The organism is uncultured Acetobacteroides sp. (genome assembly GCF_963667355.2).
Lineage (GTDB): Bacteria > Bacteroidota > Bacteroidia > Bacteroidales > ZOR0009 > Acetobacteroides.
Map to the genome: position 1 here is coordinate 597,769 of NZ_OY763328.2, position 15,571 is coordinate 613,339.

12 protein-coding genes are annotated in these 15,571 nt (G+C 51.9%); 8 read left to right on the top strand and 4 right to left on the bottom strand.

The features are described 5' to 3' along the window. The first annotated feature begins 54 nt into the window (after window positions 1-54). Together speE and ACHZA1_RS02530 are read left to right on the top strand one after the other, a co-directional pair. The gene (speE, locus tag ACHZA1_RS02525) at window positions 55-1,338 is read left to right on the top strand and encodes a polyamine aminopropyltransferase (protein ID WP_320053667.1); all 1,284 of its coding nucleotides are present in this window, start codon (window positions 55-57) and stop codon (window positions 1,336-1,338) included. Between the two features lies 1 nt (window position 1,339). Next, complete coding sequence (locus tag ACHZA1_RS02530; RefSeq protein ID WP_320053668.1) at window positions 1,340-2,371, top strand: agmatinase family protein; 1,032 nt, start codon at window positions 1,340-1,342, stop codon at window positions 2,369-2,371. Between the two features lie 127 nt (window positions 2,372-2,498). Here ACHZA1_RS02530 and ACHZA1_RS02535 read toward each other — a convergent pair whose 3' ends face one another. After that, complete coding sequence (locus tag ACHZA1_RS02535; RefSeq protein ID WP_320053669.1) at window positions 2,499-3,071, bottom strand: hypothetical protein; 573 nt, start codon at window positions 3,069-3,071, stop codon at window positions 2,499-2,501. Window positions 3,072-3,544: 473 nt separating this feature from the next. On the opposite strand from ACHZA1_RS02535, the gene ACHZA1_RS02540 reads away from it, so the two are divergent. Next, window positions 3,545-4,465: an AraC family transcriptional regulator gene (locus ACHZA1_RS02540; protein WP_320053670.1), complete on the top strand. Its 921-nt coding sequence runs from the start codon at window positions 3,545-3,547 to the stop codon at window positions 4,463-4,465. A gap of 521 nt (window positions 4,466-4,986) precedes the next feature. On the opposite strand, the gene ACHZA1_RS02545 is transcribed toward ACHZA1_RS02540, so the two are convergent. Then, entirely contained in the window at window positions 4,987-7,023 is a 2,037-nt protein-coding gene (locus ACHZA1_RS02545) for a hypothetical protein (RefSeq protein ID WP_320053671.1), read from the bottom strand. Between the two features lie 257 nt (window positions 7,024-7,280). Here ACHZA1_RS02545 and ACHZA1_RS02550 point away from each other — a divergent pair, with 257 nt between their 5' ends. Continuing rightward, window positions 7,281-7,541, top strand: coding sequence for a hypothetical protein (locus ACHZA1_RS02550; protein WP_320053672.1), 261 nt, complete (start codon window positions 7,281-7,283; stop codon window positions 7,539-7,541). A 45-nt stretch (window positions 7,542-7,586) separates the two neighbouring features. On the opposite strand, the gene ACHZA1_RS02555 is transcribed toward ACHZA1_RS02550, so the two are convergent. Further along, a complete protein-coding gene (locus tag ACHZA1_RS02555; protein ID WP_320053673.1) occupies window positions 7,587-9,272 on the bottom strand; it encodes a hypothetical protein in 1,686 nt (561 codons plus the stop codon). Further along, on the bottom strand, window positions 9,259-9,807 hold the full coding sequence (locus ACHZA1_RS02560; protein WP_320053674.1) for an RNA polymerase sigma factor: 549 nt from the start codon (window positions 9,805-9,807) through the stop codon (window positions 9,259-9,261). Before ACHZA1_RS02560 ends, ACHZA1_RS02555 begins: the two co-directional genes overlap by 14 nt. A 525-nt stretch (window positions 9,808-10,332) precedes the next feature. Here ACHZA1_RS02560 and ACHZA1_RS02565 point away from each other — a divergent pair. From ACHZA1_RS02565 to hemN, 4 genes are all read left to right on the top strand, one after another. Beyond that, a complete protein-coding gene (locus ACHZA1_RS02565; protein WP_320053676.1) occupies window positions 10,333-10,683 on the top strand; it encodes a hypothetical protein in 351 nt (116 codons plus the stop codon). A gap of 111 nt (window positions 10,684-10,794) precedes the next feature. Next, window positions 10,795-12,900, top strand: a complete 2,106-nt coding sequence (locus ACHZA1_RS02570; protein ID WP_320053677.1) for a TonB-dependent receptor plug domain-containing protein — start codon at window positions 10,795-10,797, stop codon at window positions 12,898-12,900. Between the two features lie 95 nt (window positions 12,901-12,995). Further along, window positions 12,996-14,204, top strand: a complete 1,209-nt coding sequence (locus tag ACHZA1_RS02575) for an MFS transporter (RefSeq protein ID WP_320053678.1) — start codon at window positions 12,996-12,998, stop codon at window positions 14,202-14,204. Continuing rightward, entirely contained in the window at window positions 14,197-15,570 is a 1,374-nt protein-coding gene (gene hemN, locus ACHZA1_RS02580) for an oxygen-independent coproporphyrinogen III oxidase (protein WP_320054882.1), read from the top strand. Before ACHZA1_RS02575 ends, hemN begins: the two co-directional genes overlap by 8 nt. Window position 15,571: the final 1 nt, after the last annotated feature.

Here is a 15,571-nt window from a genome sequence, read left to right on the forward strand (position 1 = left end):
TTAATTGCAATATCTTTGCTGAATTATTGAATGTTATACAAATAAACCCACGGAATGTCAGCATTAGGAAGGCACATTTTGGTTGAGTTTATGGGATGTAATCCCGAAATCCTCAACGACGTGTTTGTTATCGAACAAGGAATGGTGAAGGCCGCTACCAAAGCAGGGGCAACGGTTATCAACTCCACCTTTCACCACTTTTCCCCTTACGGAGTATCGGGAGTAGTGGTTATACAGGAAAGCCACCTTGCCATTCACACATGGCCCGAATACGGTTACGCCGCTGTCGATTTATTTACCTGCGGCGAATCGGTTGATCCTTGGATCTCGTTCGACTACCTAAAGAAGGTATTCGAGTCGACCAACTACTCGGCTTTAGAGATGAAGCGCGGATCGCTTAACCTGCTTCAGCACGTTAATTTCGATATGAACAACGTCCGCGAGGAGGCAAAAAAACACATCAACCCCGACACCTTTAATCGCAACGTGTGGTTTACCGACAAAGATGACAACCAGGCACTCTCGCTTCGCTACACCGGCGAGGTGCTCTACGATAAAACTTCGGAGTTTCAGCGTACCCGCGTTATCGACACCTACGCATACGGAACAACCCTTACCATCGACAACATGGTAATGTGCACCGAAAAGGATGAAACCCACTACCACGAGATGATTAGCCACCCAGCAATCCTTTCGCACGGACAGGTGAAAAACGTTCTTGTAATTGGAGGCGGCGATGGCGGCACCATCCGCGAGGTTCTACGCCACGCTTCGGTTGAGAAGGTTACAATGGTTGAAATTGACGCGAACGTAATTGAGGCATCCAAGCTATTCCTTCCCTCAATCTCGCGCAGCTTCAACCACCCCAAGCTAAAGCTTATTGTTGGCGACGGCATCAAGTTTGTACAAGAGGCCAGCGCCGAAAGCTACGACCTCATCATTGTTGATGGTTCGGATCCTGTTGGCCCAGCCGAAGGCCTTTTCTCGAAGAAGTTCTACGAATGCTGCTTCAACGCGCTAACGCCAAACGGTATTTTGGTAACACAGGCCGAATCGCCACTATTCAACGACCACGCTTTTGTTGAGCTCAACGGATGCCTAAAGGAGGTGTTTGGAACGGAAAAAGTAAAGACGCTTCTCTTCCACATCCCAACCTACCCATCGGGAACTTGGAGTTTCCAGCTAGGCGTTAAGGGTGATGTTGACGTTACCAACGTAAGCAACGAAAATGCAGAAACGTTTGGCAACAACCACCTGCTTAACTACTACAACGCCGACGTACACCGCGGCGCATTTGCCCTGCCTAACTATGTAAAACGAATGCTAAACGAGCTGTAATATGGAATTTGATCCTAACGGAGTTGGCCAACCAAACGGCAACTACTTTGCTCTTCCCTACTCGCCCGATGAGGCCAACGTAGTGCTTCTTTCGGTGCCTTGGGATGTTACCACATCTTACGCCCCCGGCACAGCAGATGGCCCTGTGGCCATTCTCGAGGCATCGCCGCAGCTAGACCTCTACGATCCTTTTGTGAAGGACGCCTGGAAGGTTGGCATCGGGACGCTGCCTATCGACGAGGATTGGCGCGACAAATCGGCTGAGCTACGAGATTTGGCCGAGGACGTAATCGAGCGCCTAGAGAATGGTGAAGATGAGAACTCGCCCGCCATTACCAAGAACCTTAAAACCATCAATAACGCCTCGGAATCGCTAAACGAGTACGTTTACGCCGAAGCAAAAAAATGGATCGAAAAGGGGAAGATTGTAGGTGTAGTTGGCGGCGAGCATAGCGTACCATTTGGGCTGATAAAGGCTCTGTCGGAGAAGCACGAGGGCATGGGTATCCTGCACATCGATGCGCACTGCGACCTACGCGTTGCCTACGAAGGCTTCACCTACTCGCATGCCTCCATCATGTACAACGTGCTCGACAAAATCCCTGCTGTAGACCGACTAGTGCAGGTGGCCGTTCGCGACTTTAGCGAAGAGGAAATTGCCCTTGCCATGAGCCATCCGAAGGTTGTTCCATTTACCGACTACGAGCTTTGTGAAGAAAAGTTCCAGGGAATGAACTGGCACGAACAGTGCGAGCAAATCATTGAGCAGTTACCTAAGAAGGTTTACATCAGCTTCGACATCGATGGGCTTACCCCCGACTGCTGCCCAAATACAGGCACGCCAGTTCCTGGAGGATTATCCTTCCAAGAGGCCATCTACCTGCTAAAGTTAGTCGCCGAAACTGGCCGTCAGATTGTCGGATTCGACCTTGTAGAGGTTGCCACCGACGAAGATGGCGAGTGGGACGCCAACGTAGGAGCCCGCATGCTCTACAAGCTATGCAACTTGGCTTACAAATCGAACCAGAAATAGTATAAGAAGGCTGCCCTCAACGAGCAGCCTTCTTTTTTAATCGTATTTCATCTTTTTGATTTACTCAAATAGCGACAAAAGAAGGTGCAGATTAATCCGCACCTTTTCACTATTTAAATTAAGAATGCTAAAGTTGCTTGAAGAACGATACGCCACCATTGAGATCAACCATAACAAGTATTTTCTTAGCACCATTGGTTAACTCTACAAAATAATTATCCGTTTCCAATGAATGGCCATAGAACATAACGCCATACTCCGATCCTCTATAATCGATAAAGAAAACCGAATTTACGGTGTAATCTTTGTATGCCGTTTTAATCTTACTCTGGCCCTTAGAAGGTAGATCTGTAAACTTCTTAAACGTACTTGTTGCGATCAGCTTCGAGTCATCATCGTAAAAGGCCGTCATTGTTTGTCCGTCTTTCGAAAATACGACCCTGTCATAGTAGGTTGCTCTTGACCAATGAGCGTTTGGAATCTTTCCAAAATCAGATACGAATTGCTCCTTGGACATTTCGCTCACCTGATTTCGCTTCGCTTTTCTCAACTCTTTTCTCTCACCACGTAGCTCTTTCTTGGTTTCCTTCAACTCCTTCTTGGTATCTCTTACGGCTCCTTTTTCATTTTCTTGGGCATTTACTTGAAGCATAGAAAATGTAAATAGAAATGTTGCTGCTAAAATTGCTACTCTTTTCATGATTGAGTTTATTAGGGGTTAACATGAGTAATTTACGACAGCTGCAAGCAAAAGAGTGCTGTTGATGGTTAACGGGTCTTCGAGGAGAAAATGCAATATATCGCTGCCAATTTAGAACGATTTAGCTACACGTTTCCGATTAACTTAACGAGATCGAACGCAGAAAGCGCCAGCACAAAAACAAGAAGGCGAGAACGATTCCTTCCGCTTAGAGCTAACGACTACTTACAGCAGATCGCCAAGCAGCTTTCGTTATACATTCCATTCGCCAATCTGAAGATTAGGCGGCACAAGTACCCGCTCGTAAAATGGATGAATAAGCTGCCTAAAGAATGTTAACCCCTTAGTACATCCCAAGAAACTTTCCCCTAAAGCTGTCGAATGCTGGACACCGACACCCGCATTGCTGCATGCCCTACAGCTGCGGCAATGCGTGGGGCATTGCGTATATTTGCACCGAAATACTGCTACCAATGAACAAGTATCAAAAAGAGTACATATACAGGATTAATCGGGTGATCGACTACATTGAGGCGAACATCAACAAAGAGCTGTCGCTTGAGCGGCTATCCGATGTGGCCAACTTTTCGCCGTTCCACTTCCACCGCATCTTTTCGGCGTTCACGGGCGAAACGCTGAACGGCTTCATCAAGCGCAAGCGCATCGAACGGGCCGCAAGCATCCTGCTTAGCGAGCCTGACACCTCGATTACCGAAGTTGCCTACTACTGCGGCTACAACAGCCCATCCGTATTTTGCCGAAACTTCAAGGAGCGGTTTAAGGTAAGCGCCCAAGAGTTCCGCAGCAGCTGGGACGAAAATAGCAAGAATCGTCAGCTGGATAGCAAAAGCGGTAAGCTCGACGAGGGCTCCAATGCGTACGTTTGCGATATCGAATCACAAACAATTTGGAGGAAAGAGATGAAAAACGTTATCGAAGTTAGGGAGATGCCCGCAATGAACGTGATCTACTGCCGGCACAAGGGCGAGTACAACCAGATAGGCGCCGCCTACGACAAGCTCTTTAAGTGGGCGGGGCCAAGAGGTTTACTCAACCACCCCGAATGTAAGGGAATTACCTACTACCACGACGACCCCAAGGTAACCGCGCAGGAGAACATCCGCCAGAGCGCCTGCATCACCGTATTCGAGGATGTAAAGACCGAGGGGGAGATTGGCAAGATGCAGATTCCGGGAGGCCGTTACGCCGTCGGGCACTTCGAGGTTAACGAGCAGGAATTTCAGCAGGCATGGGACTCGATGTGCCTGTGGGTGGCGCAGAGCGGCTACCAGCCCGCCGACGCCAGCCCCTACGAGCTGTACCACAACAACCACGAGGAGCACCCCCAGAAGAAGTTTATTGTGGACATCTGCATACCGGTGAAGCCCCTGTAGCCGATGGACTGGCTCGTTCGGCTCCTCGGGGCGATGGCTGCAAGACACCTCGCCACCATGCTCGGCAGCATTGCGGAGCTGGCGCTGCGGCTCGCCAGGCATCTTTTCTGAAAGCATCCGTACCCAAAGCGCTGATGGCGCACAGCCCCCTAGCCGGATTCGTCCCGCTAGGGAATTTTTTTGTGCAAAGAAGATCGGCGGCGCGCCGGATGCCATACGTAGCGACAGGTAGGGTGTTAGGTACAACTCGATCTTCATGCATATTTGGCAGCCGCAAAGCTGCGGCAACCTTTTATGCATGAAGTTTTGCCTGCCCCACTCCTGCGACGCCCCATTATGCATACATATTTTGCAGCCCCAGTCCTGCAGCAGCCCATTATGCATGAATATTTGGCTGCCGCAGCTTTGCGACTACCCATTATGCATGCATAATGGCCTTCCAACAGCGCGTAGCAGCCATCACCCTATAAAAAAGGGGGCCCGCCTGCGGCGAGCCCCCCTCTATAAGTTGTCTTCTGGTGCTACTTTACGTTATCCACGGCTTTACTTGCAGCATGCAGCAGTGCGGCGGTGGAGATCTCGCTACCAACAGCCCCCTTCATCCACAGCTGGGGAACGATGCGGCCCTGGGTTAGCATGCGAACCATCTCGGAGGCAAAGTTCTTCCCCTCCACCTGCTCCTCAACCTGGAACTGGATCAGCTGTCCAATTGGATAGGCGCTGAGGTAAAGCGGTATCTCAATCATATGGCTGTAGATGGCGAGGATTGGCTCATCCTTGCTGCCAAAAACATCGGCGTAGTACTGGTTCCAAACATTCTTGGCAATGCCGATGGTGGCATCCTTAAGCTCGGCGGCGGCGGCGTTAGGATGCGCGTACATCCACTTCCAAACCTCCATGTCGACAATAGAAACGCCCATAATCTCGTAGGCCGACCAGGCGTTGTCGAGGATGTTCAGGTCGCGCTTGTTAGGATTATTTTCGGGGATGCCCAGCAGCTCGAGGTCGCGCTTCTGGAAAAGGAAGGCCTGCGCCTCGGTGAAGGAGGTGTTAGGAACACCGCTAAGCATGTAGTAGTCCACCAGCTCCATGGTGATGGTCTGCTCCACGTTGTGCCCAAACTCGTGCACGGCGATGTTGTATCCCTTATAGTCCATCCCGGCCTTACCAACGCGGGTGCGCAGCAGGCTGTAGTCGCCCTTCATGGCAGTACCGGCGGCATGGCCCGAGCCACGCGATCCCTCCACCTTTACGCGCGACTGGATAAACTGCTGCTGCTCGGGGGTAAAGCCCAGCTCGCCAAGGATGCGGGGCATGTCGTCCCTAAAGGCATCGGCGGTGGGATACTTGGCGCGGGTTTTGGCGCTCAGGTCGTCCTCGTTGATGGTGCTGCGCGACTTAAACCCATCGTACCAGATGTCGAACGGCTGCAGCTTGCGGCCCAAGCGGCTCGCGATGAGCTTGCCCACCTTGCGAATTTCGGGGGATGCCAGGTACTCGCGGAAGAGCTTCTCGACATCGGCCTGAGGAATCTCCATGCCGTACTCGAAGTTGCTCTGCAGGAAGGTTGGCTTGCCGGGGTAGTACTGGTCGAATTCCTTTGTTACGTTGAAGTTGTTTAGCAGCACCTGGTAGCGGGTGTTGGGCTCGCTGGCAGTGGCAACGGGCTTGCCGTTGTCGGTAACCACGTTGGTAACGGGGTTCCACTTGTACTTGCCCGAGTTGATCACCTCCTTAGGAATAGACTGGTCGATGATGCGCTTCATAACGGCGTACACCAGCTGCTGCTTCTGCAGGCCGGTTTGCTTGTTGGCGTAGTTCGACTTCAGCTCGTCGCGAAGGCCCCAGTGGGTGATGAGCTTCATATCGGCGGGGAAGAGCGACTGCCCCTTATCGGTAAGCAGGTTGCCCATGTAGATGTTGTAGTCGGAGATATACTTCTCGGCATCCACCGAAATCTTGGTGGCGCGCTGCTTGAGTTCGGCAGGGATGCGCGAGGTGAACATGTCGCCCATGCGCGCGTAAGCCCACTGCTTGCGGCTCCAGCCGGGCCCTAGCTGGGTTTTCTCGGCCAGCGAGTAGGTGGGGAAGTTGAGCGACACCATAAAGGCCAGCTTATTGGCGTAAAGATCGTCGGCCAGGTGCGCCGATGGGTTAAACGAGCCAACAATTTCGTCGATGGGCTCCACGGGGCCCCAGTCGAGGTCGAGCGGCTTCTTCAGGTCCATTGTAATGCGGTTGTTGTAGCCGTTCAGAATCTCGAAGGCGCGCGATAGCTTGCCAAAGAGCGCATCGAGTTTGGCGGGATCGGCCTCGTAATTGTCGGCAACAAACTGCTCGAAATCGGCAACCGAGCCATCGCTGGCGCGCCAAAGCATGGCGGTTTGCTCCACGCCCCGCTTGATGCGGAACGATTCGCCCTGCCCGTACTTCGACTCGAGAGCCGAAATCATCTTTTGTACCGACGACGAGGGTACAGGTGTTGCATCCAGCAGCTGAGCGTTAGCGCCTAGCGCCCCCATCAGCATCGATAAAGAGTACATCAGTAGCTTTTTCATCCAAATAATTATTTAAAGCGGTTGGATGGAACACCCATACAAACGTTAATCCGTTCGTGTTTGCGGTAAAGAAACATGGGTGTTTCATAGGTTGTTGAAAATTTTAGTTTGACGTAAAAGTAAAAAAATAAGTTAACAAGGGCTGATGTTCCCTCCTTAATGTTACCGCAGTTTTCTACCCGCGTAGGGGCAGGGCTATTTTTGCCCCCTCGGGAATGAGCTTTCACGGTTGCGAGAAGGTTCCCGACCCCTCGGCTATGAGTTTTCACATCTGCGAGAAGGTTTCCGACCCCTCGGGTATGAGCTTTCACATCTGCGAGAGCATTCCCGACCCCTCGGCTACGAGCTTTCACGTCTGCGAGGACATTTCCGACCCCTCGGCAATGAGCTTTCACGTCTGCGAGAAGGTTTCCGACCCCTCGGGTATGAGCTTTCACGTCTGCGAGAAGGTTTCTGACCCCTCGGCTACGAGCTTTCACGTCTGCGAGAGCATTCCCGAGGCATCGGCACCCCGCTAGCACAAGCGCGGAGCCGTTGGCAAAAGAGCGGCCATCGGCATCACCCTAGAAGATCACCCCTACGTTAAGCCCAAACAGGATGGTCGACTTGGAAATCGTTCCCGCACCGTTTAGCTGGTATTCGGCAAACGGGCTTAGCGAGATCTGCCCTACGGATATTCGTCGAAGATAGCTTGCCGAGAACCGCACCGCCGATAGCGGAATAAAGCGCTTGGACGTGCTATCGCCCTTAGCGAGCTGCGTCCAACAGCCCCGAGCCCCCAACGTGGTGCTGAAGGATGTTTTTGCCCCCGAATAAAGGCGGACAACACCGTCGAGGCCCAACAAGGCCTGGTAGTAGCTCTGCAAGGAACTGGAGCGCTTGGACGAATCGGAACGAGCTCCAGAAAGCTCATAGCCAGTATTCGAATCTACCAGCAGCATACTGGGTAAGTCGCCAAGCCAACGGCCACCAACCGAAAGCATCAGCCCAACCTTCTCCTTGTACATGCTCCCCACAAAGGCGTTTGCCCCGGCAAGCACAAAGAAAGAGGAGCCGCTGCGAGCAGTACCGGCATCGAGCGAAACGCCCCAGAAGTAGGACAGGTAGCGCTTAAAAGGAACATGGTATTCGGGATATTCGAGCGATAAAAAGCAGCTGGTCGACCAGCTGGGGTTCAGGTGATACTTCTGTAGCGATGCACCTCCTCGTCCAATAGGCGCATCGGGCAGCTCGCGCTTAGCGAAAGAGCTTCCGCTTGCCGGGCTGGAGGGTACAGCGCTGGCAGCATCAGAGTCACCCACCGAGGGGGCACTAGCAAGCGCTCGATGCTTGATCGCCGAACCTTGCCTTGCCTTTGCCATCCTACGCTTCTTTATCCATTCCCGGCCCGATACGGCATCAGCCTCATCCATCTCGGAAACTGATGCACGTGCAGGTGCACCTGCAAGCCCTTGCGATTTGGCGTAGGCACGGCTGCTATGCCGAGCATCGGAGACCCCACCCTTGTGGCTAGCGGACGTTGCTCCCGACACGGCGGCTGACTCCCCGTTCATCGAGGCCGCTGCGCTGCTGGCTTGGGTTGGCAATGCTCCAGGATAGCCATCGGGCGAGAGGGCAACATCTTCCTCGCCCTCTGCACGAGCAGCACCACCAGATCGAGTAGCGCCCCCTGCTGCCACTGCAGCGCCCGTAGAATACGCATCCGTAGAGCAACCTGCAGCGCCAGCCCTACCTCCATTTAGATCCCTATTGCTACCGGAATTGGCCTCACGCCCTATGCCCAGTAGGTTCGCAGAGCCTGCTCTATGCCCACCAGCCGTAGAAACCGCACCACCAGGTTGCCAATAACCTGCGACATGGAGGGGCGAAGCGTCGGCCCCATCGTACCGTTCTGCTCCTATAAGGCCATTGGCCCGAGGAACGGCTTGCTGGAACGCAGCGGGCTGCATTACGTATTCTTTCACAACAATTCGTTCAACCGTATGCTTTTCGACAATTCGGTACGTTACATACCCCGATATGGCCGCCGACACGATGGCAACAACCGCCATTTTGAGGGAAACAAAACGAACAACAGCACGCGCTACCCTTACGGCACCACCTTCGACACGCTGCCTTACGCGAAATGCCCTGCCCGAAGGAATTCTGCCGGCCACATCCTCCCATCCGGTAACCTCAACGTCGGGAGTCCACTCCTCGAGCGCCTCCTTCCACTTTTCCTCATTGTTGATACCGTTAGTTGTTCTCATAGGAATGATGTTTTGTAACCAAAAGTTGCAACTGCTGCTTGGCTCGGGTTAAGTTGCTACGGGATGTTGATTCCTTTATCTTCAGCTTCTTTGCGATCTCGGCGTGGGAGTACCCCTCTATTTCGTACAGCACAAAAGGTATCCTGTAGATATCGGGCAGGGAGTCCAAGAGCCGGATGATGTCGTTCGCGTTAAGCGAATCCAAGAAGCTGGCGTTCTCTGGTATTTGGGCTGTGATTTCGCCCCCGTCGGTGGTGGAGACCTTGCCCATCGCCGACCGATAGTGATCGATGGAGGTGTTTACCACAATCTTCCGGAACCAAGGCTTAAAATCCGACCGCTCGTCGAATAGATGAATCTTGGAGAACGCCTTTACGAAAGCATCGTTCAGTATTTCGCGGGCGTCCTCCTCTACAGAGGAGAACCGCCGGACAACAGAGATGCCGTACCGAAAAAACATCTCGTACAGCATCTTTTGGCAACGGCTATTCCCCCGTTGGCATCCCAGTACTATTTCTATAAGGTTATCTTCCAAAAATTTTAGAGTTCTATAAAACGACAAATAGGGGTAGCAGCCAAGCTACCCCCTACACTGCCCGTTATATGTATTGACTAGGTAAATATGATTACAAAATAAAGCGTTTTTTGTGATAGATCATTCCTGTACCCAAAGCAAACTAGCCGACAGGTACCCACGCTGATGCTCTTGAAGCATTACCTTTTCGGGTTGCTTCTGATGATGAGCACATCTCCCCATACGAGGCTGAAAAGAGAAACGCTGCAAGAGGTGTGATTATTTTTATTTCCTTAACACTTTAGGTGGAGAATGCAACGCTTAGTATATCCCAAAAGCGAAATCCCTGCTCGCAATCCCAACTAGGCACAAGGCTTTGGGATAACCCCGTAGCTCGATGGCAGCGGAGCGCCACAAAACAGCGTACCACCCATGCTATTCGTTGCAGAGCCTTCATTTTTTGCGCATCTCAAAGCTCCAAGAAACAGCTTTTCCTTGTGCTTCCCCCATAAAATGCGTTACTTTGCGGCCACATAGAACAGCATCATGTTTGAGTTCGGCTTATTCTCGACGCATACTCCCTATATCATTACGGTGGTGGCCTACCTACTATCGTACGGATTCTATGCGCTCAACAAGCCCAACGCCGATGCTGCCGAGCTAGCGGCTACCTCAATTTCATCCTCGCACGAGATTCGGCTAGCGAGCACCACCAGCCACCAGGCCTACGATGCCACCAGCCACTTTCAGGCGCAGCAGGCCGAACGCCCCGAGCAGGTAAGCCAACCTCCCGTTGCCGTAGCCGTTCAGACCGAAGTCTGCAGCCACCCGAACGCGACCCTATCCGCCTACTACAAGGTATCCATTCGCTTTTCTCGCCCTCCTACATTCTGCTAGCCCTCCAGCTGCCTGATGGCGCAAGCTGCACCGTCGGCATCTCAACCATTTAATTAAGCTAGTAGAATACTTACCGAAATGCGCGAGCATTTTAAGGAGAAAAAGAAAACTATGAACCGTAAACAAGTAGCAGCCGCACTTATGCTGATGTCGGCTGCCTCATTGGCCAACGCGCAGCGCGCCACCGAAAACAACGACACCACCATAGCCAAGAGATACGAGTTGGGCGAAGTACAGGTAAGCGCCTCGCGCAACAACGCCAAGGTAAAGGAAATCCCCGCATCCATTTCGGTGATCTCACCTCAGACGATAGCCGAAACCGGCATGAAAACCCTCAGCGGATTAACGGCAACCACGCCGAACGTCTTCATGGGCGACTATGGGTCGAAGCTAACCTCGCCCATCTACATCCGCGGCATTGGCTCCAAGATCAACGCGCCATCAGTAGGGCTATACGTCGATCGCGTTCCCTACTTCGACAAGTCGACCTTTGCCTTCGACTTCTTCGACATCGAGCAGATAGAGGTGCTCCGTGGCCCACAGGGTACGCTCTACGGGCGTAACACCATGGGCGGCATCATCAACGTGATCACCAAATCGCCCATGACCTACCAGGGCACCTCCCTCAACCTCTCGGCCGGAACCTACGGCGCGTACAACGTTAGCGGCGGGCACTACGGCAAGGTGGGCGACAGTTTTGGCTACTCGCTGGCCCTTAACTACCGCCACAACGATGGCTTTTTCACCAACACCTATAACAACACGCTGGTGGATAACCTCAACTCGTTTGGCGGGCGTAACCGCCTTATCTGGAATATCACCAAGAAGCTGTCGGTCGAGAATATAGCCTCGTACGAGCGTAGCCGCCAGGGAGGCTACCCCTACGGGTTACTTAATTCTGTTACGGGCAAGGCAAACCCTATAAAGTACAACGAGTACAGCTACTACAACCGCGACATGTTTTCCGATGCGGTGGTGGTGAAGTACGATGCACCATCGTACGAAGTCCTATCGACATCGTCGTACCAGTACTTTAAGGATCGCCAAGCCATCGATCAGGACTTTTCGGAGCAATCGGTTTATTTCGTAAATCAGTACCAGAAGCAGAACATGGCTTCGCAGGAAGCTGTCATCCGCTCTAAGGGAGCAAAGCGCATCAGCTGGCTGTTCGGCGCCTACGGCTTTGCGCAGTTCTTCGACAACAACGTTGATGCCTACTACTACTCAAAAAAGTCGTACGACAAGAAAGCCTACCTGCACGATATTATGGGATATGCCTTTTTCCATCAGTTAACCATAAACGATTTCTTGGTAAAGAATCTCAGCCTTACTGGCGGCATACGGCTCGATGGAGAGAAAGATGTAATGGACTACACCTACAAGGTTCTTGCAGCAAATGGGGTTACTACCAACATGAAAGACACCACCTATCCTGCACAAAAAACGCTTGAGATTATTCCCAAAGTTGCCTTATCATACAAGTTGGGTTCAAGCAATATCTACGCTACCATCTGTAAGGGATATAAAACAGGTGGGTTTAACACCTCCTTCGAGCGACCTGAAGACACAAAGTTTAATCCAGAACATAGCATTAACTACGAAGTTGGGGTAAAGAGCCCGCTTCTTGGAAATCTTTTCTATGGCGATCTTGCCCTTTACTATATTGATTGGATAAACCAGCAGATAACACAACCACTACCAAGCGGCAGAGGTGTCATGCTAAAGAATGCTGGGAAATCCCGCAGCAGAGGTCTTGAAACATCGCTACATTTACTCCCAATCGCAGGGTTTGACGCATCTATCAGCTACGGCTACACCGATGCCACCTTTACCAAGTACACCCAGATTAAGAATGGCACTACCATTGATTATAGCGGCAACTACATCCCCTACGTTCCAAAGCACACGCTAGGAATTCAGGCAGGAAAGACCTTCAATTTTGCGAATAGCACAATTCTAGATAAGATAAAAATTGGCGTAATCTATCGCGGAGCAGGAGCCATTTACTGGACAGACGCGAATAACCATCACCAGCCTTACTACAGTGTATTGGATGGAAAGATTTCGTTTATTCGCAAAAGCATCCAGCTCGACTTATGGGGGCGTAACCTAACCGATACGGAGTACGAATCCTACTACTTCGAGATGCTACCAAGTAAGTTTATTCAAACAGGTCGCCCCATGCAGCTGGGGGTAAACCTATCGGTGAACTTCTAAAAGGGAGTAGGGAAAAGTGAGTGGGAACAAAAAGTCGGGAATCGGGAATAGTTCTGAATCTCACATCTAAAATATAATATCTAACATCTCAAGAGATGAACCCAAAAAGTTGGCAAAAATTTCCGGTACTCTTTAGCCTCTACATCGCACAGTCGATACCGATGAGCTTCTTCTCGACGGTTGTGCCCGTAATCATGCGGCAGGAGAGCTACTCGCTGCAGTCGATTGGCCTTTTGCAGCTGGTGAAGCTGCCCTGGATACTCAAGTTCCTCTGGGCGCCCTTTATCGACAACCATACCCGCTCGCTGAAGGATCTCCGCCGCTGGGTAATCATCTCGGAGCTCTTCTATGCGGCTATAATAATAGGCATAGGCTACTTCAACCTGCAAACCGACTTTAAGCTAATCATCATGCTAATGGTGGTGGCCTTTATTGCATCGGCTACGCAGGATATTGCCGTAGATATCTACGCCATTCTGATGCTAAAACCATCGGAGCGCGGGCTGGGCAACAGCATGCAGTCGGGCGGAACATTTGCCGGAAGCATTTTGGGTACAGGTGTGCTGCTCATTGCCTACCACTACTTCGGATGGAACTACCTGCTGATTCTTTTGGCAGCCTTTGTAGCCTTTGCCATTATCCCCATGCTGCTATACCGCAAGCCACTGGCATCGCACGAAGCCATTACCAAGCGGGTAACGCTAGCCGACATCTACCGCTTCTTTGCCGAAAAGGGGAGGCACAAGTGGGTGCTCGTTCTTATCTTCTACTACTCGGGAATCATAGGAATACTAACCATGCTAAAGCCCTACCTGGTTGATTTGGGCTACAACGTTAAGCAGATTGGCTTTATGTCGGGGATATTCGGCACCTCGGTGGCAGCCATCAGCGCCCTTAGTGCCGGATTCTTAGTTAAGTGGATTGGTCGTAAGATCTCGATGTACCTATTCCTGTTGGTTAGCTTAGCGGCTGCGGCATTCTTCTGGTTCATCTCGCAAGGCACGCCATCCGTTGCAAGCCTATACGCGGCTATTGGACTGCTGTGGTGCGGATATGGTCTTTCGACGGTTATCATCTACACCATTTCTATGGATAAGGTGCGTAAGGGATGCGAGGGAACCGACTTTACCCTGCAGATTGTAGTAACACACCTTAGCAGCCTTATCTTTGCGGTGGTTAGCGGCAAGCTGACCGACAAGCTGGGCTACACCAACCTCTTTGGCATCGAGGCGCTGCTAAGCCTGTTCACCCTAATTGTTATCACATACGCTTTTCGTCAATACAAGGAAAATGAAAATATCTAGCCAGCTCCTGCAAAAGTATAACGTACCCGTTCCAAGGTACACCAGCTACCCACCTGCCAACCACTTCAGCAGCGAGTTTGGCGAATCTAATTACATCCAGATGCTCGACGAGTCAAACAGCGGCACGCCCCAGCATTTGGCCTTCTACTTCCACATTCCTTTTTGTAAGAAGATTTGCTTCTACTGCGGATGCAACGCCTACACCATGGGGCGCCCCGAGCAAACCGAGGCATACCTCAGGGCAATCAAAAAGGAGTTTGCGTTGGTAGCAAAGCATATCGATCCGGCTCGCAAGGTGTCGCAAATCCACTTTGGTGGCGGCACACCAAACTCCATCGATGCAGCGATGCTCAAGGAGTTGGTGGATATGGTTGCCAGCAGCTTCAGCTTTATCGACAAGCCCGAGATTGCCATAGAGTGCAACCCTGCGTACCTCACCCACGAGTACGTTGATGCGCTCAAGCAGGCGGGGTTCAACCGCTTTAGCCTCGGCATTCAGGATTTCAACGATGAAGTGCTCCGCACCGTCAACCGCGACTCCTCGCGCATACCTGTTGACGAGCTGGTGGCCTTCATCAAAAAGGGAAGAAGCGACATTGGCGTTAACCTCGACTTTATTTACGGGCTCCCAGGTCAAACGGTGGAGAGTTTCCTCGAATCGGTAGAGAAAGCCGCAGCCATTCGTCCCGATAGGCTTGTCACCTTCTCGTACGCCCATGTGCCCTGGATGAAGAAGCACCAGATGATACTCGAGAAGCGCGGACTGCCATCATCCGAAGTGAAGATGGAGATGTTCCTTAGCGCCTACGCCCTGCTAAAGCAGAAGGGCTACCAGCCCGTTGGCCTCGACCACTTCGTGCTACCCACCGACGAGCTATTCGCATCGCTCGAAAGCAAGGAGCTGCACCGAAACTTCCAGGGATACTGCACCCGCCGCACCACCGGACAGGTGTACGCCTTTGGGGTAACCGCCATCAGCCAGCTGGAAAAAGGATATGCCCAGAACGTAAAGGATATTGCCGAGTATATCGCCACCATCGAGAACCACCATCTTCCTATCGAAAAGGGCTACACCCTTTCTTCAGGTGAGATAATTACCCGCGAGACCATCACCGAGCTGATGTGCAACAAGAGGGTTAGCTGGAGCGATGTCGCCAGCAAGCTAGGCGTACCTGTCGAGGATGTTAGGACGCAGGTAGCTGTAAACGATGAGGTATTGGCTGGCTTTGCCGCCGATGAGCTTATACGCTACACCTCCGACGAGATTACGGTAACCGAGCTAGGGGCTATCTTCATCCGAAACATTGCCGCAGCGCTCGATAGCGCATACCAGCAGCAGGCAAACAGCTACTCCAAAACCGTATAGC